The sequence below is a fragment of the Deinococcota bacterium genome (assembly GCA_030858465.1).
In the GTDB taxonomy this organism is placed as follows: domain Bacteria; phylum Deinococcota; class Deinococci; order Deinococcales; family Trueperaceae; genus JALZLY01.
In genome coordinates, this window is the sequence record JALZLY010000216.1 from 16139 (window position 1) to 38287 (window position 22149).

Consider the following 22149-nt stretch of genomic DNA (forward strand, 5'->3'; position numbering starts at 1 on the left):
TCACTCCCGCTCACGTTTGCGCCTCAGCCACCCTGAAAGGTAGGGCGAGATGAGCGACAGCAGCGTCAGGGCGATGAGCACTCTGGCGAGAGGATTTTCGAAAAGTTTGAGAATCGGATAAGGATAAGCCGCGCCGAGAAGAAGCGACTGAACAAAGCCCGTTTCGGCGATGACGCCTAAAATGATGCCGAGTACGATTGGCGCGGAGCCGACACCCAATGCCTTCAGGAAGTAGCCCGCGAGCCCCAGGGCCAACATGATGAAAACGTCGGTCATGCTGTTTCTGAGCGAAAAGGTACCCAATATGGTAACCAGCGCGATGCTCGGCACGAGAAAGTAGTAGGGCGTCTTTAGAATCATCTGGTAAAGAACACGTCCGCCTAAAAAGCCGATGGGCAACATGGCGAGAGCCGCCAGGCCCATGGACAGAATAAAGCCATAGGTGAGCATGCCGCTCGTTGTGAACAGCTCGAGCCCGGGCCTCAAGCCGTGCATCATGAGCACACCTAAAATAACCGCGTCAGGCGGTGCTCCGGGAATACCTAAGGTCAGGAGCGGTACCATGCTGCCGGCGACGACCACGTTGTTGCTCGACTCCGAGGCCACGACGCCTTCGATTGCGCCCTTGCCGAACCGCTCGGGGTGTTTTGAGGCGCGCTTTGCCTCGTTATAGGCGACGAGGCTGCTGATATTGCCGCCGGCACCGGGGATCATGGCGATAATCTGGCCGATCAGACATGAGCGGATCAGGTTGCCGGGCATCGACAACACGGTGGTCAGCGTTCTGAAAAAGCCTCCCCTGTCGGCGTCCGCTGCCCCAGCAGCCGTGAGCGCGGCCTTGCCTCGAGCTGCCATCAGGAGGAGTTCGGGCACTACAAAGAGGCCAATGAGGGCCACGACCAGCTCGATGCCCCCCTGAAGCACGGGCAGGCCGAAGTTGAAACGCGTTTCACCGCCGATTGGCGACACGCCGATGGTGCCTAAGAGCATGCCGAGGGCGCCACCGAGCAGCCCTTTCAGCAAGGACCCGCTGGACAGGCTGGCGATCAGCGTAAGCCCCAGCATCGCCACCCAGAAGTACTCGGTGGGCCCGAAACGGAGAGCGAAGCGAGCGAGAGGTGGCGCCAACAAGAGGAGCACCGCCACCCCGAAGAGGCCGCCGATGACTGAGGCGATGGTCGCTGCGCCGATAGCCTCGAAGGCCCGCCCGCTCTTTGCCATGGGGTAGCCGTCAAAGGCGGTGGCAATCGAGGAAGGCGTGCCCGGCGTGTTGACCAAGATAGCGGAAAACGAGCCGCCGTAAATACTCCCCATATAGACTGCGCCGAGAGCCGCAAGTCCGGGCAAGGGCGCCATGGTGAAGGTAAAGGGCAAGAGCAAAGCCAGCGCCATGGTTGCCGTCAGGCCGGGCATGGCTCCGACGAAGAGCCCGACCGTCACGCCGCCAAGGATAATCAGCAGCATGTGAGGCTGGATAAGCTGAATAAAAGCGGCTTGAAGTAGCTCCACTTCCTTACTGCTCGCCGGCCTCTTGCAGGATGTCTTCGTAATCCTCCCTTATCTGCTCGATCAGTGCCACGGCCTCGTCTCCCCTGAGGTCCGTCATCACGTAGCCCTGCAGTTCCTGTTGTTCGCCGATGATCTCGTTGACCCTACCAAAGGCGTCCGCCAGCGCCTCGATGATCTCCGGCGGGGTGCCTGTGGGCGCCGCGACGCCCCGGTAGGCGCCGCCGACGATGTCGTAGCCGAGTTCGCGGAAGGTGGGCGCGTCGGGCAGGGCGGGGACGCGCTCCTCGGCGGCGACGGCCAGAATGCGCACCTCATCGCCAAGCTCGACCCCCGCCGTGCTGTTGGTCATAAGCACGGAGACGTGGCCGCCCAAAATGGCGGGCTTGAGCGCGCCGGTACCCGAAAAAGGAATGTAGGTCAAGTCAATCTCCGCCTCGCGTTCAAGGCGGAGGGTTTGAAAATGGTTATGGGTGAAGGTGCCGGTGCCCGCAACGGTCACCACCTGGGGATTGTTCCGCGCAAAGTCGATCAAGTCGTCCAGGGTCTCAAAGGGGCTGTCCTGACGCACGATGAGGGCGCTCGGCGTGAAGTGGAACCAGCTGATAAGCTCGAAGCCGTCCGTCTCGTAGCCGGCGTCGCCGCGGAGCGATGGTTGTGCGATGATGTGGGGAGTATTCACTCCGATAATCTGGTAGCCGTCCGCTTGGGCGCTGCGCTGGAACTCGCCCCAGCCCACTGCGCCGCCGCCGCCGGGCCGGTGCGTCACGGTGATGCCGACGCCGAGCATGTCCTCTAGATGAGGCTGCTGCAACCGCGCAGTGATGTCGGATTCGCCTCCGGGGTCGAAGGGAATGACGTAGGTAAGGGCCCTCTCCGGATACTGGGCAAGTGCAAAACCCAAGACAGCTAGAACGACCAGAAAAACCTTAAACAGCCTCATCACGTTCACCCTCTTTCTTTATGTTGTGCGGCTATCATCCTATCACGCTCGGCAAGCCGCGTTTTTAAAGCGATCACCCAAGGCTGGTTCTTGGTGATGGCCGTAAGTATAAGTAGACGTGCGGCAGACCTTGGGCACAGCCGGAACACGCTTCGGCAGATCGCATCTGAGCAGGAGAGTGCTAAAGAAGCTCATCCGTCAACCGTGATGTCACCGTGTACGACAGTGTATCCGAGGCAGGCACCTCTTTGGTAAGCGGGGCAGCCTTGATCTTCCGGAGGCTCAGTCATAGAAATGTCCCAGACGCGCCAACGACCATTCGATTTCATCCAAGCCCTTGCTGGAGATGCGAAAGCGCCGGTCGGCCGTTACGCAGTTGATGAAGCCTTTACGGGCCAGATAGGCACAAATGGCCCGGCTCGTCTTGTTTTTGAAGCCCAACTTTTTTCCCAAGGCGATGGCGTCGAGATCGCCAAAATTGCTCGTACGGCTGAGTTCATATCCCATCTTCAGAAATTTGAACGCTTGGCTTGGTTCTACGGTGAGATGGTCAAGACCCCTCATGAGTCACCTCCCAGGTCCGTGGCCCTGTAAATGGGTAGATGTACGCTCGCAGGCGTGGCAAAAAGGAAGGAGCATGAGGGACGCTCGAGCTCGCTGCGCTCAGCGCGCGCGTCCGCGGCTAGGCCGGCGTGAACACCTTGTGCCGGCGCGGCGTGACGAAGATCTGCTGGCCCTCCGCGAGGTTTAGGGACCGGTAGTGATCTTTGCTCATCTCCGCTTCGATGGTGCTGTCGTCGTCAGCGTGCCTGAGCTCGAGCCTGACCGTCGGCCCGATGGGAACGATGTGGTCGATCACGGCCCTTACCGCCTCGGGGTGGGCGCTGTGGCGGCTCACCTCGAGGTCGTGCGGCCGCACGTAGGAGACCTCACCCGGGACGCCACTATGAACGCCGCGCGAGAGGCGGTTGACGTCGCCCAAGAACTCGTAGACGAAGGGGCTGGCGGGGTGGTCGTAGACCTCCTCGGGCGTGCCGAGCTGTTCGATGCGTCCGCGGTTCATGACCACCACCCGGTCGGCCACCTCGAGGGCCTCCTCCTGGTCGTGGGTGACGAAGACGCTGGTGATGTGCATGTCGTTGTGGAGCCGGCGCAGCCAGCGCCTGAGCTCCTTGCGCACCTTGGCGTCCAAGGCGCCAAAGGGCTCGTCTAGGAGCAGCACCTTGGGCTCGGTGACGAGGGCGCGAGCGAGCGCGACGCGCTGGCGCTGGCCGCCCGAAAGCTGGCTGGGGTGACGCCGCGCCAGCCAGTCGATCTGCACGAGCTCCAAGATCTCCCGGACCTTGCGCTCTAACTCGACCGGCGAGGGCCGGGTGCGCCGGGGCTTGACGCGCAGGCCGAAGGCCACGTTCTCGAAGACGTTCATGTGGCGAAAGAGCGCGTAGTGCTGGAAGACAAAGCCGACCTGCCTGTCCTGAACGCTGCGCGAAGTGGCCTCTTCGCCGTGAAAATGAACCGTGCCCGTGTCCGCGCCCTCGAGCCCGGCGATGATTCGTAGGAGCGTGGTCTTGCCGGAGCCCGACGGTCCTAGGAGCGCCAAGAGCTCGCCCGTTTCGACCTCCAAGCTGAGGTCGTCTAAGGCCGCAAAGTGGCCAAAGCGTTTGTTGATGCCCTTCACTTCGATGCTCATGGTGCTTCCTTTCTCGCTTCGAGGGTGGCGGCGGCCAGCTCCCGCTCGGCGCGCCATTCGACGATGCTCTTGGCGATGAGGGTCAAGACGGCCAAGGAGGCCAGGAGCGAGGCCACCGCGAAGGCGGCGACGAAGTTGTACTCGTTGTAGAGGATCTCGACGTGGAGCGGCATGGTGTTGGTCAGGCCGCGGATGTGGCCCGATACCACCGAGACCGCGCCAAACTCGCCCATCGCCCGGGCGTTGCAGAGGATGACGCCGTAGAGGAGGCCCCAGCGGATGTTGGGCAAGGTCACCCGCCAGAAGGTCTGAAGGCCGCTGGCGCCTAAGATGAGCGCCGCCTCTTCCTCGTCGTTGCCCTGCTCCTGCATGAGGGGGATCAGCTCGCGCGCCACGAAGGGAAAGGTGACGAACATGGTGGCTAGGACGATGCCCGGCACCGCGAAGATGATCTTGATGTCGTGCTCTTGGAGCCACGGGCTCAGGAGACCCTGCGCGCCAAAGAGCAAGACGAAGACCAGCCCGGCGATGACCGGCGACACCGCGAAGGGCAAGTCGATGAGGGTGATCAGCACGCTCTTGCCGGCAAAGTCGAACTTGGCGATCGCCCAGGCCGCGGCGACGCCGAAGACGAGGTTTAAGGGCACGGCGATGGCGGCGGTCAGCAGCGTCAGGCGGATGGCGGAGAGCGTGTAGGGGTCGGTAAAGGAGCTCAGGTAGAGGGCCAGACCTCGAGACAGTGCCTGAGCGAAGACCGTGACGAGCGGCAAGAAGAGAAAGAGGCCGAGAAAGGCGAGCGCCAGGCCGATGAGCCCCCAGCGGACGAGGGGGGACTCGCCGGTCGCGGCGGGCGTAAGGGCGGGGCGCGGGTCGCTGATGGTTTGAATCACCGGGTCTCCTAGTGCGGCGCGTGCTTGCGCCCGCTCCAGCTCTGCAGGAGGTTGATGATGAGGAGCAGCGCAAACGAAATGACCAGCATGACCACGGCGATGGCGGTGGCGCCGGCGTAGTCGTACTGCTCGAGCTTGGTGATGATCAAAAGCGGCACGATCTCGGTGCGCATGGGCATGTTGCCGGAGATGAAGACCACCGAGCCGTACTCGCCCAGCGCCCGCGCGAAGGCCAGCGCGAAGCCCGTCAGCAGCGAGGGCAGCAGCGTCGGCAGGAGGATGCGGCTAAACGTCTGCAACCGGCTGGCGCCCAGGCTGGCGGCGGCCTCCTCGATCTCCTTCTCGAGGTCTTGCAAGACGGGCTGGACGGTGCGCACCACAAACGGCAGGCCGATGAAGGTGAGCGCGATGATGATGCCGAGGGGGGTGAAGGCGATCCTCAGGCCGTAGGGCTCGAGCAGGCCGCCGATCAGGCCGTTGCGCGCGTAGATGGCGGTCAGCGCGATGCCCGCCACCGCCGTAGGCAGGGCGAAGGGCAGGTCGACGAGCGCGTCGACGACCCGCTTGCCGGGAAAGGTGTAGCGCACCAAGACCCAGGCGACCAGGAGGCCGAAGACGGCGTTCAGGCTGGCGGCGACAAAGGAGGCGCCAAACGAGAGGCGAAAGGAGGCGAGCACGCGCGGGTCGCTCATGATCGCCCAGAAGGCCGCCGGGCTCAGGCTGCTGCTCCGCAAGGCGAGCGCGGCGAGCGGGATCAGGACCAGGACGCCCAGGTAGAAGAGGCTGAAGCCGAGCGTCAGCCCGAAGCCGGGTAGGACGCTGCGTTTTTTAAGAACTGAAGTCATAGCTTCTCCCGTGGGTAAGGGTAGAGATGAAAAGCGTTTGTAAGGTTGTAAGGTTACAAACCTTCTTTACCTGCCGGGCGTGTAGATCTGGTCGAAGGAGCCGCCGTCGGCGAAGTGCGCTTCTTGCGCCGCGCGCCAGCCACCGAAGACCTCATCGACGGTAAAGAGGTTGACTTCAGGAAACTGCTCGGCGTAACGCACTACTACCGCCTCCAAGGTAGGGCGGTAGTAGTGCCTGGCAGCAATCTCCTGGCCCTCCTCCGTGTAGAGGTACTCCAAGTAAGCTTCCGCTACCTCGCGGCTGCCGCGCCGGTCGACGTTCTGGTCGACCACCGCAACGGGCGGTTCGGCGAGGATGCTCACGGACGGCACGACGATATCGAAGTCGTCGGGACCCAGGACGTTGACGGCGAGCAGCAGTTCGTTTTCCCAGTTGATCAAGACGTCGCCGATGCCGCGCTCGATAAAGGTGGTGGTGGCGCCGCGCGCGCCCGAGTCGAGCACGGGCACGTTGCGGTAGAGCCCCGCCACGAAGTCGCGGGCCACCGCCTCGTCGCCGCCCGAGCTCTCCAGGGCGTAGCCCCAGGCCGCCAGGTAGTTCCAGCGGGCGACGCCAGACGTCTTCGGGTTGGGAGTGATGACCTCGACGTCGTCACGCAGGAGGTCGTCCCAGTCCTGGATGTTCTTGGGGTTGCCCTCCCGTACCAAAAAGGCCAGGGTGGAGGTGTAAGGCGAGGCGTTGCCGGGCAGGCGCGTCTGCCAGTCCGGCGCGATGAGCCCACGGTCGCTGATGGCGTCGATATCGTAAGCTAGGGCGAGCGTGACCACATCGGCCTCGAGCCCGTCGATCACCGCCCTGGCCTGTGAGCCCGAGCCGCCGTGCGACTGGTTGACGGTGACGCTCTGGCCCGTCTCGGCCAGCCAGTACGCGGCGAAGGCGGTGTTGAACTCCTGGTAAAGCTCGCGGGTCGGGTCGTAGGAGACGTTGAGCAGGGTGACGCTCTGAGCGGAAGCGAGGGCCGAAAAGCCGAAGGTCAACAGGCAGACGATGAAACGGGCAGCGGTAGTGCGCATAGCAGGGGTCCTTTCGGAGGAGCAGGTGGAGGTATAGAGCGGTCTTCGAGTGAGAGGCTAGCGGTCACTGAGGCCAGGCAAAGAGATTGAAAGGGATTAGGCGTGATTTTGGGCCTGCCTAACAAAAACACTGTAGTTCAAACTACGGTTTAGGCTCTTATTCCTCTTCCCCTTTCCTGTCGAGGCGCATCTTTTCCTTGCGCTCGATCTGCACGACGCGACCGTCATGGACGGTGATCTCGAGCGAACCGTAGCGCAGGCTTTTGATGGCGGCGAGAATTCTCCTGACGGTTTCGCTGGCCGCCGCGACGGCTTCATCCCGTTCCTGGCTCATGGAACCTGGTCGCCGCGGGCGGCTCGACGTGCGGCTTGGCGCACACAAAGAAAAAACCATGGACGTGTCTCAAGGAATCAACCTCCCTCATGAGAACCTCCAGTGGTCTGGTCAGTTCTGGTTGTGGTGTCTGCTTGTGGTGTTTGGCTATGCCTCCAGCGATCTGGTCGGCACCGAAAAAATCGTTCTTGTCCTAGCTGGCTACGTTGCCGATAGGGGCGCCTCCTTCGTCACCGGGCCGAAAGCGCTCCTTGCGCTCGATCTGCACGACGCGGGCGTCGTGCACGGTGATCTCCACCGAGCCGAAGCGGATGCCTTTTAGGGCGGCCAGGATCGCCTCCTCGAGCCCTTCTCGGGGCTGGGGTTCAGATGAGCGCGGGCTAGGTTTCATCATCAGCATCCTCTCTATGGGGCTCGTCTAGCGCAAGGCTTACAGCGCCAGCGCTCAAGCGATGACTTCCAGGGGCGATGACTTCCAGGGGCAAAGGGGCTGCGTCGCCGCGCCGCATCAGGTCGGCGAGGCTGGTGTTGTCGAGGATCTCGGTGGTGGCGTCGCGAACGTCTTTCATCACCAGGCGAATCCGGCAGCTCGCTTCGTCCAGGCACTCCTCGCAGGGCTGGTAGGCGCTCTGGCTGACGCAGGGCAAAGGGGCCAGCGGCCCGCCGAGCACGCGCATGACGTGGCCCAGGCTGATGGCCTCGGGCTTGCGGCCGAGCGCGTAGCCGCCGCCCTTGCCCTTCTTGCTGCGCAGGATGCCCTGGTTCTTGAGCTCGAGCAAGATGAGCTCCAGGAACTTCCGGGGAATCCGCTCGCGCCGGGCGAGCTCGGCGATGAGCACCGGGCCGCGGTCGTACTCCTGGGCGAGGGAGGTGAGCGCCTTGAGCGCGTACTTGGTCTTTTTGGTCAGCATAACGACTACCCTATATTCTCCATTGAGTTAGTAGTCTAATAGGCTTTGGGAGAGTTGTCAAGAGGAGGGGCAAGGGGCCAGAAAACTCGTCTCGCAGCGAAAGCTCAGGGCTGCAACCTGCTGCCGTCGCGCGGAAAGGCCCGCGCGAAGCGCACGTTGCCGATGCCCAGCAGCAAGGCCGTCAGCCGCTCCGCGCCGATGGCGAAGCCGCCGTGAGGGGGCATGCCGTACTTGAAGACCTCGAGGTAGCCGGAAAAGGCTTCCTTGTCCAGGCCACGCCGCTCGAGCTCCCCTACCAGCATGGCGTAGTCGTGAATCCGCTGGCCGCCGCTGGTGATCTCGACGCCGCGGAAGATCAGGTCCAGGCCGCGGCTGAGGCCGTCCCCAGTGGGGTAGGTGTAGAAGGGCCGGGCGGCCTGCGGGTAGCGGGTCACGAAGACGAAGTCGCTGCCATGCTCCTCAAGTGCCCAGCGGCCGATCAGTCGCTCGGCCTCGGGATCCAGGTCCTTGCCGCCCGTGTTGTGGCCGTAGCGCTCGGCGACGAGCTCGCGCGCTTCCAGCAGGGGGATGCGGGGAAAGCTCACCTCGAGGTTGGGCAGCGCCCTACCCATCAGCCCCAGCTCAGCCCGGCAACTCTCGCCGACGTCGGCCATCATACGTTTTAGGAGCGCCTCCTCGAGATCCATCACCTCGTCTTCGGAGTCGATAAAGCCCATCTCCACGTCGAGGCTCAAGTACTCCGAGAGGTGGCGGCTGGTGTGGGAGAGCTCGGCGCGGTAGACGGGCGCCACCTCGTAAACCCGCTCATAGACGCCCACCATGATCTGCTTGTAGAGCTGCGGCGACTGCGCCAGGTAGGCGCGCTTGCCGTAGTAGTCCACCTCGAAGAGGTTGGCGCCGCCCTCGGCGCCCGCCGCGACGAGCTTGGGGGTGAAGATCTCGGTGAAGTCCGCCGCGTTCAGATAGCGGCGAAAGGCGCGCACCAGCTCGGCCTGGACCTTCAAAGTCGCGCGCGCCTTGAGGCCGCGCAGGGAGACGTGGCGGTACTCCAACAGCGTCTCGGGGTTGGCGTGCCAGTCCTCCTTGGAGATCTCGATGGGCGCGGGCTCCAGGGCGGGGGAGAGGACGGTGAGCGCGCTGGCCTGAAGCTCGAGCCCGCCCGGCGCTTTGGCCGCCTCGACCACCTTGCCCTCGACCCTGACGCAGCTCTCGCCTATCGGAATGGCCGTCTTGTGAAAGACGCACTGCACCACGCCGCTGCGGTCGCGAAGCAAGAGAAACTGCACCCCGCCCAGGTCGCGGCGGCTGTGCACCCAGCCCCGCAGGCTCACCTCCCGCCCGACGTACTCACCGAGATTGGCGACTAAGACTCGAGCCCCCTCCGTCACGTGTTCTCCTGCTGTCACCATAAATCCTCCAAAACGAAAAATCCCCGAGGCTGAGCTCGGGGTTCAAGCGCGCTACGACCGGCGCCTATGTCCCGAGCACCCGATCGTCGGAATTGTCGAGGGGCAGGGGCGTCGGCATCCTGGAATCCTAGCAGGGCGAAAAGGCGAAGTCAATCGCGCTCAGTAGCCGCGCGCGTAGATGAGCTGGTCAAAGCGCCTCAGCAGGAAGGCGAGCAGGGTGAGCTGCGTGATGAGCCCCAACCCGAGGAAGAACCACGCGCCGGGGCTGCCGTCCACAAAGCTCCAGAGGGCCCTGAGCGGCCAGTAGGGCGGAAAGACCAGGCCCACGGCGTACTGCCAGGGCAGGGGCAGGGTGTAGGCGGCGACGGGTAGAAGGGTGAGCGCGTTGAGCACCTTCATGACGCCGAAGCCCTGTACCTTGTTTTCCGCGAGCGCCACGAAGAGGAGCGCCGTGAGGGGCGCAATTAGCGAGGCGACGAGCGCAGTCGCCAGGAGCCTGCCCGGCGCCAGCAGCACCAGGTCCGCCAGGGACCAGGCGACGGGCGTGAGCACGGCGCTCAAGAGGGCGGCGGCGGCCGTCCGGTAGAGCAGATAGCCGCGCAGCGGCACCGGTGTGACCCGAAGCGCCTCCAGGGTCCGCTCGTCGCGCTCGTCGAGCAGCATGAAGCCGAGGACGATGCCGACGGCGAACGGCGTCATCAGGACGACCAAGTAGCTCACGATGAAGCCGTGGTGCGCTGCCAGCTCGAGCCCCCAATGGGCCTCCAACCAGAGGCTCAGGGGCACAAGGCCGAAGCGGAGGAAGAGCGCGGTCAGGAGCGGCACGGCCGCAATGACAAGCAAGAAGGCGTCGCGCCGGACCAGCCGCAGGTCGTTGGCGCCGAGGCGCAAGATGCGCGTGAGCGGGCGCACGGCTAGGCCGCTCGCCGCTCGATGACGTGACGGTCGAATGCGCCTTCCGCCCAGACGAAGGCGGCGAGCAGCGTCAAGGGCGTGTAGAGGACGGCGTAGAGGATTTGCCAGGACCCCTGCCCGCCAAAGGCTCCCTGCAAGAGGAGAAGCGGCGCCTGCGTCGGCCAGAGGTAGAAGAGGGGGTGCCAGAGGCCGATCAGGCCCAACGCCGGGATGAAAAGGGGCGCCACGACGAAGGGCGCTGTGACGACAAAGTGCGTCACCGAGCGGTAGCGCACCACCACGACGAGGCCGAGCAGGGTGTAGAGGGCCGCCAGACCGACGAGACCCGGCAGCAGGAAGAACAGGTTCACCGCGGACAGCGTTGGCAAGCTGCCGTAAGCGAAGAGGAGGATGACCAGACTCTCGGCTGTGCCCAGAAGCGTCAGGCTGACAACTTTCGAGAGCAGGTAGGCCCTAGGAGGCAGCGGCGTGACGGCGAGCGCGTCCAGGCTGCCCTCGCCCCGCTCGAAGAGCAACATGGCGGCGCAGAACATAAAGGTGCTGCTGCCCAGCCACAGGAAAAAGAGGCCGGGCAGGAACTCGGCCAAAGCCTCGCCGGGGACGAAGGCGCGCAGGAGGACCGCGAGCAGCACGGTGGTGAGGGCGGTGAAGAGGTAGAGGTGGTTGCGCCGCTGCAGGGCCAAGTCGAGCCGCAAGGTGGCGGTGAAGCCGTTTACGTCAGCCCTTGTCACGCCAGCCCCTGACCGGTGACGCGGAGGAACACCGTTTCCAAGGTGACCTCCTGGCTATGGATGGTCTGGACGGTCTCCTGGCGCAGGAGCCTCAGAAAGTCCGCGTTTTGACCTAGGCCGTCTAGAGAAAAGTCGCGGCTTGCGCTGCTGCCCTCGCCGTACTCGACCCTGACTGTGCGCTCGGCGTGCTCGAGCTTGAGCGTCTTGGGCGCGCCGACGGCCTTGATCTCGCCGTCCGCGATAAAGGCGACCCGGTCGCAGAGCTCGTCGGCGGCGCTCATGTTGTGGGTGGTCAGAAAGACGGTGGTGCCCGTCGTCCTCTTTTCCAGGATGAGGTCCTTGACGACCTTGGCATTGGCCGGGTCAAGACCCGAGGTCGGCTCGTCGAGAAAGAGCAAGCGCGGCTTGTTGAGCAGCGCGCGGGCGAAGCTGAGGCGCATTTGCATGCCCTTGGAATAGCGGGCGACCAGGAGGTGGGCGGCGTCGGTGAGGCCGAGCCGCTCGAGCAGCCCCTCCGGTGCCTCGGTATCGCCGCTGTAGAGCGAGCGGAAGTAGGCGAGGTTTTCCAAGCCGCTCAGCTTGAGGAAGTGGTTGGGCAGCTCGAAGCTCACGCCGACGGTTTCAAAGTAGTCGGCGCCGCGCTCGCGCAGCTCCTTGCCCATCACCCTTACGCTGCCCCCGTAGCCCCTCAAGAGGCCGGTCAGAACCCTTTGCGTGGTGCTCTTGCCCGCGCCGCTGGGGCCCAAGAAGCCGAAGATTTCCCCCGTGCTTACATCAAACGAGATGCCCCTGACGGCTGCCTCGGCCGCCTTGGGGTAGCAATAGCGCAGGGTACGAACCTCGATCATGGTCGGCCTCGGTCGCGCTGCTCACCGGCCTCGAGCCCCCTCACGAAGGTGGTGACGACCTCGTCGATATAGCGCCCCCACTCCGGCTGGCCCTCACTGAAATAGGGCAGAATGTCGCGGCTGAGGACGTAGCCGAACATCGCCTCCAAAAAGGCGCGGGCGGCGGCCTCGGGGTCGTGCGGCCGCAGCCTGCCGAGGTCGGCCTGGTGCGTCAAGTAGGCGACCATGAAGCGCAAGACGCCGATCTGGCCGCTGCTGTAGTGCGCGGCCAGCTCCGGCGAGCGCGTCGCCTCAGCGAAGAGGAGCCGCATGAGGCGCAGGGACAAGTCAGGCACCCTTGCGAACCTCGCGCAGGCTCTCCGCCCTGACTACCTGGGCGAGCTTGTCCAGCGTGCTCGTCCGGGCGAACTCCTCGGGCGTGAGCCAGGCGTAGCGGTCATGCTCGTCCGACATGATCACCTCGCCCGCGAGGTAGTCGGCGCGGTAGAGGATCAGGATCATGTCCTCGCCGGCCCTTTTGGCGCAGTAGGCGCTGATCGGGCGCTCCTCGAGCACGACGGTGAGCCCGCACTCCTCGGCGATCTCGCGCCTGGCCGCGTCCACGGGCTCCTCGCCGGGATGCACCCGGCCCGACAGCGTCTCCCAGAGACCGGCGCCGGCGTCCTTGTGGGCGGCGCGGCGCATCGCTAAGACCTTGCCGCCCCTGAAGATGACCGCAGCGACCGCCACGACGTAGCGGGCGTCTTCTGGCCTCACGCCGCCCCGGTGGCCGGAGCCTTGGTGACCGGAGCCCCGGTGGACGGAGCCTTGACAAAGCGCGCCGGGCTTTGGCCGCTGCGCTCGGCGACGACCGCAAGGCTGTTCAGCTTAGCGGCGAAGGCGAGGTCGTCACCAAAGCCGATGTCCACGAGCAGCCGCCCGTGCCTCGCCCTCTTGAGGCCCTGGTGAAGGTCGGGGCTGCTCTCCAGGGCTGCCAGCGCCAGGAGCGCCCCGTCGCTCAGCTCGAGGGCGGGCTCGAGCCTCATCAGTTCGCGGGCGATGCAGGCCGCGCCCAAGACGTCGTCAAAGGAGAGCCGGTCGCCGGTGCCGGCGCAAATCAGGCTGATCTCGCTTCGCGCAAGCTCGAGCGCGCGCGCCGCGACCGCGCGGGCGTTGACGATGGCGCCCAGCAGGAGGTGCCGCGCCCCGCCGGCGAACTCGACGGCCCTCGAGCCGTTGCTGGTGCAGAGCACCGCGCCCCTGCCGGCGACGCTTCGGGTGTACTCGAGCGGCGAGTTGCCGCCGTGAAAGCCCGGCAGCGCCTTGCCCTGGCGCTCGCCCATGAGCAGCAGCCCGCGCCCCGCCGCGAGCTCGCGCGCCGCCTCGACCGCGGCGACGACCCAGAGCTCCGCCAGGCCCTCGGCGAAGAGCAGGCCGGCGGTGGTGGTCATCCTGAGCACGTCGATCACCACGGCGACGTCGTCCACCGGGCGTTCGGGTAGGGTTTGCACGTCGAGACGGATCATGACTGCTTATACCATCTGGCGGGCGTAAAGGGGCCGGCAAGCTTGCGCTATGCCCAAAAGGGATTTGGCGACCGTGAAAGCCGGACTTGACTTGCCGAGCGTCTTCAACATAGACTGCGCGCAACCGGGTTCCAGACTGCAATTTTGACCCGCTTGCAGCTGGAGCAGGCTTAGGAGTTATCACCATGATCAAAAAGCAGACGGTCAAGTCGCGCAACGTGTGCAAACTGACCTTCGAACTCCCCGCCGGACACCAGGCCGACGAGGTTCACCTCCTCGCCGAATTCAACGGCTGGAAGCCCGTCCCCTTCGAAAAGGTCAAGGGCGGCAAGTGGAAGCTCGTCCAGGAGGTCGAGCCGGGCCGCGACTACCAGTTCCGCTATATGCTCGTTCGCGGCGGCCAGCGCGACTTCATCAACGACGAAGCGGCCGACGGAACCGTGCGGAACGACCAGGGCACCGAGAACGCGGTCATCAGCTGCTGAAGGGCGATTAAAATTAAAAATTGAAGATTGAAAATTCAAAATCTTTAATCTTCAATTTTTAATCATCTTATTGGTTCATGGGGATGTTGGCGACCAGGACCATCTTGTCGCCGTGCTGCTCGAGCTTGACGTCGTAGTCGCCCTCGGAGGGAAAGTAGCGCTTGATGACGCCCAGGAGGTCGTCGCGAAAGTTCTCCATCTGCCTGGGGGAGAGGTTGGCGCGGTCGTAGGCCAGGACCAGCTTGAGGCGGTCCTTGAGCTTGTCCTTGCTCTTCTCGCGTCCGAACAGCCGCCGGAACATCACTTGCCTCCAAACAGCCGCTTGAGCAGGCCCATAAGGCCGCCGCTCTGCTCGCTGCTCGCAAAGGGCACGTCCTCGCCGTGGATGCGCTTGGCGATGTCGCGAAAGGCCTGACCGGCCCTGGAGTCGCCGTTCAGGCTGGCGGGCGAGCCCAGGTTGGTGGACACCAGCACCTGCTCGTCTTCTAGGACCATGCCGATCAGCTTGACGCCCAGGATCTCCAAGACATCGCTGACCTCGAGCATGTCGCCGCGCTTGACCATCTCGGGGCGCAGGCGGTTGATGATCAGCTTGACCTCGGCGATCTGCCGCGCCTCTAAGAGCCCGATGATCCTGTCGGCGTCGCGCACCGACGAGACCTCGGGGTTGACCACCACCAGGGCGCCGTCGGCGGCGGAGGCCGCCGTCTGGAAGCCCGACTCGATGCCCGCCGGCGAGTCGATGATCACCCGGTCGAAGCCCTCCTCCTCGAAGAGCAGCCTGACCGTCTTTTGCATCTGCTCCTCGCTCAAGGCGCTCTTGTCGCGGGTCTGCGAGGCGGGCAGGAGGTGCAGGGTCTCGACGCGCTTGTCGCGCACCAAGGCCTGCTTGAGCTTGCACTTGCCCTCGAACACGTCGATCAGGTCGTAGACGACCCGGCCCTCTAAGCCCATCACCACGTCCAGGTTGCGCAGGCCCACGTCGGTGTCGATGACCGCGACCTTTTCCCCCAGCTTGGCCAGCGCCACCCCCACGTTGGCGGTGGTGGTCGTCTTGCCGACGCCTCCCTTGCCCGACGTCACTACGATTGCTCTTGCATTCACCAAAACCTCCTCTAGCGGGAAACGGTACGACGTTCGCAGTTCAAGCACCGGTCAGCCCTGGCGTCACGCCCGGCTACCGGCACGCTCTCCCGTGTCAAGCTAGCACTATAACAAAATTGCCCAAGGGCCAAGGGTCCTTCCGGCGAGCCGCCCTAGCCGGTCACGCTCCAGTCACGCTGCTCCCGCTAAGGTGTCCTCGTAAGATCTTGAGAAAGGTCTTGAGAAAGGAGACTGGGATGGGACGTGTCGTCAAGGTGCGGCTTCTGCCGCTGGTGCTGGTCCTCGGCCTGCTGACGGGCTGCGGGATGGGTCTGGAGGGCGTGGTGATCGACCGCGCCATGCTCGAGTACACTATCGGCTTGGACGACGAGATCGTCGAGATCAAGCGCGGCGGTGAGGTTGCGGTGACGGTCAAGGTCAGCTATGTCATCCCGCTCTACGCGCGGCCCGTGACCGTGAAGCTAATCGACCCCCCCGACGGCGTCACCGCCAAGGACGTCGAGATCTTCGCGGACAAGGGCGTCCTCAGGCTCAAGGCGGCCAAGAACGCGGCGCTCACGGGCGACACCCCGGTCGAAGTCACGGTCGGCGCCAGCAACGGCCAGGTCGCCAAGACGGGCAAGTTCAGCCTCAAGGTCATAGCCAACAACTAGCAGCCGGCGCTGATCGCGGCAACCTGAGACGACTCCTGCGCCGGCTTCGCGCCGCCCGTCAGTCACCCCCTAGGTGAGGCGCGGGAGGCGGGTCTGGCCGTTTCCCGCTAACCACCTCAAGCGCCAGTCACGCTCCAGTCACGCTCCTTTTCCTATCCTCTCGGTGAGACGAGGGGAGACCTGACGTGACGAGAAGATTAAGCCTGACCCTGGCGTTCATGGCCCTCATGCCCGGCCTGGCGCAAAACGAAAGCTTCATCGCGGGCACGGTCTTTGCGCCACGAGGCGTTGCCGGGACAGTCGTCATCGCCTGCTACCCGAGCGCTGGCGGCTGCGACGAGGCGCGAAGCGGCCACGTCGAGATTCGTCACAGCGGCACCAGCGCCCCTTACCGGCTCGAGGGCTTGAGCGCCGGGCCGTATCTGCTCATCGCCTGGCAAGACGGTGATGGCGATGGCGAGATGGGCGAGCACGAGCTCGTCTTCTATCAAGGCGGCACCGAGCCCAGCCTGATCACCCCTCCGGCCGAAGGTATCGAGCTTCGCTTTGGAGAGGCGGCGCCCCCAGGGGGCGCGGCGAGACCTCCCAGCCAGTTGCTGGGCGGTTGGTCGCAAGGGTCTGGCTCGGCCACGCAGTACTACGACCCGAACAGCGGTGCCTGGGCGCCGCCGACGGGTAGCGGCTTCAGCTACACCTTCTACCCGGACGGCCGCTACGAGTACAGCGGCATGATGCAGTCGAGCGTGTACGCCTGCACCACCACCATCTTCGCCTACGAGGCGGGAACGGTCTTGACCGAGGACCGGGTGATGATGCTCAGGCAGGGAGTCAACAAGTTCAAGAGCCAGGACACCTGCAACGAGTCCTGGAACTACGAGCGCGATGACCCGCTCGAGACCAGGTATCTCCTCTGGAGCATAGACAAGGACGAGTACGGCTCGACAGTTCTCGAGGTGACGAACTTAAGGCTAGGTGGAGATGGCCTCCTCGACATCGACCCGGAATACCCTGAAGCATCGATCTTTTATCGGGGAGACTGAGCGAGCGATGCATTTTAAGCTTCTAGCGCTGAGCCTGATGCTTGCCGGTTTGCTCTCTGGCTCTTGTCCACGCGAGCGGACACTGCATCGTGCCGATTCACCCTGTTCGGGCCGGTCACGCTCCAGTCACGCCTCCTCGACTAGCCTGCTCTCACGGTTCTTGCAAGGGAATACAGGAGGTAGGAGAAGATGAAAATAAGAGGCAACTTGACCCTGCTCGTGGTGCTGGTGGCGGCGTTTCTCGCCGCCTGCAACGGCGGCACCTCCGCGCCGCCGGGCAGTGGCGACTTCCAGCTTTCCCTCACGCCCGCCAGCTTGAGCGTCGCTAGGGGCGCCGTCGCCACCACCACGGTCACGCTCGAGCGCTCGGGTGGCTTCACCGGCGCCGTGAGCGTCTCGCTGCACAATCCTCCTGCTGGCATCAGCGCCGCGCCCCTGACGATTCCCGCCGACGCGGTGAGCGCCGAGCTGACGCTCAGCGCCGCGAGCAGCGCCGCCAGCGGCCCCGCTTCACTGACGGTCCAGGGCTCGAGCGGCAACGTGAGCCGGATGGCCTCGCTCGCTTTGACGGTCGGTGAGGGCGGCGGCAATAACGGCGGCAATAACGGCAGTGGTGAGCGGCCGATCATCCACGCCTTCGCTGCCGACCCGGCGACCATCGCTCCCGGCCAGGCGAGCACGCTTTCCTGGAGCGTAACGGGCGCGACCGGCCTCGTCATAGATCAGGGCGTGGGCGCGGTGACGGGCTCGAGCACAGCGGTATCGCCTGCCCAGACCACGGAGTACACCCTCACCGCCACCAACGCGGCGGGCTCGGTGAGCGCCAAGGCCACGGTGAGGGTCACGGCTGACGGCGGCGGGGGCGGTGCCATCAGCACCTTCTTTCTCCCCTTCGTCCAGATGGGCGACACCATCTACAACACCGAGGCGCCGAAGGTCGCCGTGGACGCCGCGGGCGGCGTTCACGTGGCGCACGACTTTGCCAGCGCCTCAGACGATCACCCGATGTTCTACGGCTACTGCCCCGGAGACTGCACCGAGGCGAGCAGGTTCACGCTGGTCGCGCTCGGCGCCAGAGAATCCGCTTTCGAGGTGAACCTCGTCCTCGACCCTCAGGGCCGGCCCAGGATGCTTTGGGACGTCTATCAGGCCTTTCGCTACGCCGAGTGCAATGCCAACTGCACCGACGCCTCGGCGTGGACGCTGACCACCATCCCGACGGGCCAGGACCTCACCGAGACGAGCAAGCGCCTCCTCGCGCTCGACGCACAAGGGCGACCCCGCTTTGTCTACACCTACAAGAACTCGCATATCGAAGCAGAGAACGGCACCTTCTACGTCTACTGCGACGCCTCCTGCACGGACGGCGCCAACTGGCGCAGGCTGCGGCTCAGCCCCTACGTCCTCCAGCGCCCGATGCTGGCCCTGACGCCCGCGGGCCAGCCCCGCCTCGCCTTCTACGACTACTACGAGGTCAACGGGCAAGACGTGCCGTTCGTGGGTTACCTCGAGTGCAACGCCGGCTGCGACAACGCGGCTGGCTGGACGGAGACGCCCCTGTTCGCCCTCGAGCCGACGGTCGGCACCTTTGCCATGAAGCTCGACGCGGCGGGCCGCCCTCGCATGGTCCTCTACACGGGCGACCTGGACGCGGAGCGGGGGCTGGCAGGAAAGGCGCTCTACTACATCTGGTGCAACACGTCTTGCAGCAACGGCGACAACTGGGACGGCTACCAGCTGGGCTTTGGGCAAGACCAGGGCATGGACGTGGACCTGGCGCTCGACGGCCAGAACCGGCCGCGCCTGGTCTTCGACGGTGCGGGAACGGGTGGGGTCTACGCCTGGTGCAGCGCTGACTGCGAGGCATCGGGGTCGTCCTGGCAGAGCCTGGTCTTCGACTCGGGCGGTGAGGTCGACAAGAGCTGGCCGGTCGACCCCAGCACCGGCTGTGCGTTTGCCGGCTGGACGCTCGTCGACTACCTGCTGGCCCTCGATAGCGCCGGCAATCCGCGCATCGGCTACGAGGCCAGTCACACCGAGTTCTGTGGCGGCAGCGTGAGGACCAACTACCGGCTGGCGCGCTACGCCCAGTTCAACCAACCCTAGGAGGCGGCATGCGCAAGTTTGCAAGTTTTTACCTCGCCCTGAGCCTCCTCCTCACCGCCTGCCCCGGCCCCGGCGGCGGTGAGCCTCCGCCCGACTTCAGCCTCGAGCTTTCGCCCCCCAGCCTCGCCGTGGCTCGGGGGGGCAGCGCCGCGGTGACGGTCGTCCTGAGCCGGACGGGCGGCTTCGGCAGCGACGTCGCCGTATCGCTGGCGTCGCCGCCGGCGGGCGTCAGCGCCCCTCCGGTCATCGTCGCCGGGGGGTCGGCGAGCGCCACCCTGACGCTCACGGCCGGCGAGGGCGCGGCGCCCGGCCAGCACAGCCTCACGGTCGTCGGCAGTAGCGGCGGTCTCAGCGACAGCGCGACGCTCAGCCTCACGGTCGAGGCGGCCGGCGCGACGAGCATCTCCGGCACCGTCGGCGTCGCCGGGACTGGGAGCTCGAGCCTCGTCAGGGCGCTGGCGAACCTCAGCCGGGCGACCGGCGCCGAGGTGAGCGCCGAGTCGGCCTTCGTGCCCGGCGAGGTCATCGTCAGGTTCGGGTCGCTCAGCGCGCAGTCGCTCTCTAGCCTCAGCGTGAACGGGCTCGAACTCCAGCGCGTCCGCCCGCTGGCCTTCGCCTCGGCGCAGCTCTACCGGACCACGGGCCTGGACGAGGAGGAGACGCTCGAGCTGGTCCGCGCGCTGAACGCCCGCGACGACGTGCTCTACGCCCAGCCCAACTATCTGTGGCGGCCCTTCAAGACCCCTAACGACGAGTTCTATCCCCTCCAGTGGCACTACCCCGCCATCAATCTGCCCGCCGCCTGGGACGTCACTACGGGTGTGGGGACGGGCGCGGGGACGGTCGTGGCCGTGCTCGACTCGGGCATCCTCTACCGGGAGGGCGCCGCCGCCTCGCACCCCGATCTGGCCGGCAAGGTGCTGCCGGGCTACGACTTCATCTCGGACCCCAAGAACGCCGCCGACGGCGACGGGCGCGACGCCGACCCTTACGACCCTGGTCCCGCCGCGTTGACCGGCTATCACGGCAGCCACGTGGCGGGGACGATCGCCGCCGCGACGGACAACGGGCTTGGCGGTGCCGGGGTGGACTGGAGCGCTCGGATTCTGCCGGTGCGGGTGCTGGGTTTGGAGGGCGGCACCACCGTGGACATCATGGAAGGCCTGCTCTGGGCGGCGGGCCTCGGGGTCGCCGGGGTGCCGGAGAACGCCAACCCCGCCGCCGTCCTCAACTTGAGCCTCGGGGGACCGGGCCGCTGCGGCGCCTTTGAGCAGGAGGCCTTCAACCAGGTCCTGGCGCGCGGAGCCGTGGTCGTGGTCGCCGCCGGCAACGAGAATGCCGACGCGGGGGGCTTCTATCCGGCCAACTGCAGCGGCGTCGTCACCGTGGGCGCCACCGACTACCTGGGGCAGCGCGCCCACTACAGCAACTACGGCGAGCGCATCGACGTCATGGCGCCGGGCGGCGACGTGCGGGTGGACCTGAGCGGCGACGGTTTTCCCGATGGCGTCCTCAGCCTCGGCTTCGATGACAGCAGCGGGGAGTTCGGCTACAGCTTCAGCCAGGGCACCTCGATGGCCGCGCCGCACGTGGCCGGCGTGGCGGCGCTCATGAAGGGCCTCGAGCCCACGCTCACCGCCGCCGAGATCCTGAGCGTCCTCAAGGTGATGGCCCGGCCCCTGACCGGCAACGCCTGCGCGGGCCATCCTCCGGCGTTTTGTGGCGCCGGCCTGATCGACGCGCACGCGGCCGTCACGGCGGTGAGCAGCGGACCGCCGCCCGCGGAGGGGCTCGTCTTCAACCCCGACCCGCTGGACTTTGCCGCCTCCTCGGAGGAGCTCGCCCTGACCCTCACCAACCGCAGCGGCTCGAGCCTCGGCTGGGAGATCGTCGGTTACGAGCCCGCTGCCGGCAACCCCGGTGACGTTCTAGACGGGGTCCTCTACCTAGGCGAGGGGGCGCCGGCGAGCGGCAGCCTCCCCGCGGGCGGCAGCGTCAGCACTGTCGTCGGCGTGGACCGCTCACAGGCGGCCGCGGACGGCTCCTACCGCCTCGACTTGGTGGTTGGGACCGGCGCCGAGGAGTTCCGCCTGCCCGTCCTCTTCCGCAAGGGGAGCGCGCCGCCGGCAGGTCCGCTGGGGCCGATGGTGGTGGTGGCTTTCCAGGAGGCCGGGGGAGACTTCGTCCTGACCGGCTTCCAGGGGAGCCAGGGCGTCATCACCAGCTATACCCTGGCGGTGCCGCCCGGCGAGCACTACGTGGTGGCCTGGTCCGACGAGAACGACAACGATGAGATCGACGCGGGCGACTACTACGGCGAATACCCGGAGACTGTCGCCGCGGTTCCCGGCCAGGGCGTGAGCGACATCGACTTTGCGATCAGCCGGCTGGTGAGCGCGCCGAGCAGCGGGCTGAGCTTCGACCTGAGCTTCGACCCGAGCTTCGACAGGGGCTGGCTCGAGCGCCTGAAAAGGCAGTGAAAGGATAGAACATGCAACTTTTCAGCCTTGTCTTGATCGTCTTTGCCTTGCTTGGCATGGCCTCCGCCCAGCCTCCAACCCTCAACCTCGAGTACGGCGCGGACGTCTACTTGAGCGACGTGTCTAGGGGCCTGGAGAACTTGCCGGCCTACCGCCAGCACTATGTGATGGTGAGAGAGGGCGCGCAGGGGCAGCAGGAGATTTACGAGTGGATAAACGAGCTGACCGCCCTGGGCGACCGGCACGCGCGGGAACGCTTCGGCGCCCCCCAAAACTTCAGCAGGGCCAGCTACCAGGTCGGCGGCCAGGCCGTCTTCTACGCCGCGCCAGAGGGCGGCGAGGCCATCTGCCAGCCCATGCCCGAGTTTCGGGAGCTCGAGCCCATGATCGGCGTCGCCGACACCACGGGCTTCAAGAGCGCGACGCTCGCAGCGGCAGGTGAGAGCGTGGGCGGCATCCTCGCCGACCGCTACACGCTCGACCCGCCCCCTTACAGCCCCAACTACGACGCGCTGGAAGGGGAGCTGTGGCTGGCGCGGGAGGGCGGCACCCTCGTCAAGTACGAGATCAGGGGCAGACGCGGCGAGGAGACGACCATTTGGAGCTACGAACTCACCGAGGTAGCCGGCCTCGAGCTTCCGGCAGGCTGTGCCGCAAGGCCCTAGCAAGGCCAAAACGAT

Annotated in this window: 25 protein-coding genes; 6 read left to right on the forward strand and 19 right to left on the reverse strand. The window is 65.6% G+C overall.

Going from position 1 to position 22149, the window contains the following annotated elements:
• The 17 genes from M3498_10975 to M3498_11055 form a co-directional block, all read right to left on the reverse strand.
• Entirely contained in the window at positions 1–1464 is a 1464-nt protein-coding gene (locus tag M3498_10975) for a tripartite tricarboxylate transporter permease (protein ID MDQ3459805.1), read from the reverse strand.
• Positions 1465–1513: 49 nt separating this feature from the next.
• Complete coding sequence (locus M3498_10980; GenBank protein MDQ3459806.1) at positions 1514–2449, reverse strand: tripartite tricarboxylate transporter substrate binding protein; 936 nt, start codon at positions 2447–2449, stop codon at positions 1514–1516.
• Between the two features lie 282 nt (positions 2450–2731).
• On the reverse strand, positions 2732–3013 hold the full coding sequence (locus tag M3498_10985) for a hypothetical protein (GenBank protein MDQ3459807.1): 282 nt from the start codon (positions 3011–3013) through the stop codon (positions 2732–2734).
• A 118-nt stretch (positions 3014–3131) separates the two neighbouring features.
• Entirely contained in the window at positions 3132–4139 is a 1008-nt protein-coding gene (locus M3498_10990; protein MDQ3459808.1) for a sulfate ABC transporter ATP-binding protein, read from the reverse strand.
• On the reverse strand, positions 4136–5026 hold the full coding sequence (gene cysW / locus M3498_10995; GenBank protein MDQ3459809.1) for a sulfate ABC transporter permease subunit CysW: 891 nt from the start codon (positions 5024–5026) through the stop codon (positions 4136–4138). Before cysW ends, M3498_10990 begins: the two co-directional genes overlap by 4 nt.
• Positions 5027–5037: 11 nt before the next feature.
• The gene (cysT, locus tag M3498_11000) at positions 5038–5874 is read right to left on the reverse strand and encodes a sulfate ABC transporter permease subunit CysT (protein MDQ3459810.1); all 837 of its coding nucleotides are present in this window, start codon (positions 5872–5874) and stop codon (positions 5038–5040) included.
• A gap of 66 nt (positions 5875–5940) precedes the next feature.
• Positions 5941–6948 (reverse strand): sulfate ABC transporter substrate-binding protein, encoded by a 1008-nt coding sequence (locus tag M3498_11005; GenBank protein ID MDQ3459811.1) that lies wholly within the window; start codon positions 6946–6948, stop codon positions 5941–5943.
• A 157-nt stretch (positions 6949–7105) separates the two neighbouring features.
• Complete coding sequence (locus M3498_11010; GenBank protein MDQ3459812.1) at positions 7106–7282, reverse strand: YezD family protein; 177 nt, start codon at positions 7280–7282, stop codon at positions 7106–7108.
• 193 nt (positions 7283–7475) lie between these two features.
• On the reverse strand, positions 7476–7676 hold the full coding sequence (locus M3498_11015; protein ID MDQ3459813.1) for a YezD family protein: 201 nt from the start codon (positions 7674–7676) through the stop codon (positions 7476–7478).
• On the reverse strand, positions 7663–8193 hold the full coding sequence (locus M3498_11020) for an Rrf2 family transcriptional regulator (protein MDQ3459814.1): 531 nt from the start codon (positions 8191–8193) through the stop codon (positions 7663–7665). The genes M3498_11015 and M3498_11020 overlap by 14 nt, the downstream gene beginning before the upstream one ends.
• A 104-nt stretch (positions 8194–8297) precedes the next feature.
• On the reverse strand, positions 8298–9602 hold the full coding sequence (gene aspS, locus M3498_11025) for an aspartate--tRNA(Asn) ligase (GenBank protein MDQ3459815.1): 1305 nt from the start codon (positions 9600–9602) through the stop codon (positions 8298–8300).
• A 159-nt stretch (positions 9603–9761) separates the two neighbouring features.
• The gene (locus tag M3498_11030; GenBank protein MDQ3459816.1) at positions 9762–10514 is read right to left on the reverse strand and encodes a hypothetical protein; all 753 of its coding nucleotides are present in this window, start codon (positions 10512–10514) and stop codon (positions 9762–9764) included.
• Positions 10515–10516: 2 nt separating this feature from the next.
• Entirely contained in the window at positions 10517–11248 is a 732-nt protein-coding gene (locus M3498_11035) for an ABC transporter permease (protein ID MDQ3459817.1), read from the reverse strand.
• The gene (locus M3498_11040) at positions 11245–12096 is read right to left on the reverse strand and encodes an ABC transporter ATP-binding protein (protein MDQ3459818.1); all 852 of its coding nucleotides are present in this window, start codon (positions 12094–12096) and stop codon (positions 11245–11247) included. Before M3498_11040 ends, M3498_11035 begins: the two co-directional genes overlap by 4 nt.
• The gene (locus tag M3498_11045; GenBank protein ID MDQ3459819.1) at positions 12093–12431 is read right to left on the reverse strand and encodes a TetR/AcrR family transcriptional regulator C-terminal domain-containing protein; all 339 of its coding nucleotides are present in this window, start codon (positions 12429–12431) and stop codon (positions 12093–12095) included. The genes M3498_11040 and M3498_11045 overlap by 4 nt, the downstream gene beginning before the upstream one ends.
• Positions 12424–12852 (reverse strand): NUDIX domain-containing protein, encoded by a 429-nt coding sequence (locus M3498_11050; GenBank protein ID MDQ3459820.1) that lies wholly within the window; start codon positions 12850–12852, stop codon positions 12424–12426. The genes M3498_11045 and M3498_11050 overlap by 8 nt, the downstream gene beginning before the upstream one ends.
• A complete protein-coding gene (locus M3498_11055) occupies positions 12849–13601 on the reverse strand; it encodes a 2-phosphosulfolactate phosphatase (GenBank protein ID MDQ3459821.1) in 753 nt (250 codons plus the stop codon). Before M3498_11055 ends, M3498_11050 begins: the two co-directional genes overlap by 4 nt.
• Positions 13602–13786: 185 nt before the next feature.
• Between M3498_11055 and M3498_11060 the strand changes: the two genes are divergently transcribed.
• Positions 13787–14086, forward strand: a complete 300-nt coding sequence (locus M3498_11060; GenBank protein ID MDQ3459822.1) for an isoamylase early set domain-containing protein — start codon at positions 13787–13789, stop codon at positions 14084–14086.
• A gap of 67 nt (positions 14087–14153) precedes the next feature.
• Here the strand turns inward: M3498_11060 and minE are convergent, their stop codons facing one another.
• Positions 14154–14387 carry a cell division topological specificity factor MinE gene (gene minE, locus M3498_11065; GenBank protein MDQ3459823.1) on the reverse strand — a complete coding sequence of 78 codons (234 nt, stop codon included), beginning with the start codon at positions 14385–14387 and terminating at the stop codon, positions 14154–14156.
• The gene (gene minD / locus M3498_11070) at positions 14387–15190 is read right to left on the reverse strand and encodes a septum site-determining protein MinD (protein MDQ3459824.1); all 804 of its coding nucleotides are present in this window, start codon (positions 15188–15190) and stop codon (positions 14387–14389) included. Before minD ends, minE begins: the two co-directional genes overlap by 1 nt.
• 236 nt (positions 15191–15426) lie before the next feature.
• Here minD and M3498_11075 point away from each other — a divergent pair, with 236 nt between their 5' ends.
• From M3498_11075 to M3498_11095, 5 genes are all read left to right on the forward strand, one after another.
• On the forward strand, positions 15427–15843 hold the full coding sequence (locus M3498_11075) for a hypothetical protein (protein ID MDQ3459825.1): 417 nt from the start codon (positions 15427–15429) through the stop codon (positions 15841–15843).
• A 185-nt stretch (positions 15844–16028) separates the two neighbouring features.
• Entirely contained in the window at positions 16029–16883 is an 855-nt protein-coding gene (locus M3498_11080; GenBank protein ID MDQ3459826.1) for a hypothetical protein, read from the forward strand.
• A 189-nt stretch (positions 16884–17072) separates the two neighbouring features.
• Entirely contained in the window at positions 17073–18989 is a 1917-nt protein-coding gene (locus M3498_11085; protein MDQ3459827.1) for an Ig domain-containing protein, read from the forward strand.
• An 8-nt stretch (positions 18990–18997) separates the two neighbouring features.
• Positions 18998–21469 carry a S8 family serine peptidase gene (locus tag M3498_11090; protein MDQ3459828.1) on the forward strand — a complete coding sequence of 824 codons (2472 nt, stop codon included), beginning with the start codon at positions 18998–19000 and terminating at the stop codon, positions 21467–21469.
• 11 nt (positions 21470–21480) lie between these two features.
• Positions 21481–22134, forward strand: a complete 654-nt coding sequence (locus tag M3498_11095) for a hypothetical protein (protein ID MDQ3459829.1) — start codon at positions 21481–21483, stop codon at positions 22132–22134.
• The last annotated feature ends 15 nt before the right edge of the window (positions 22135–22149 follow it).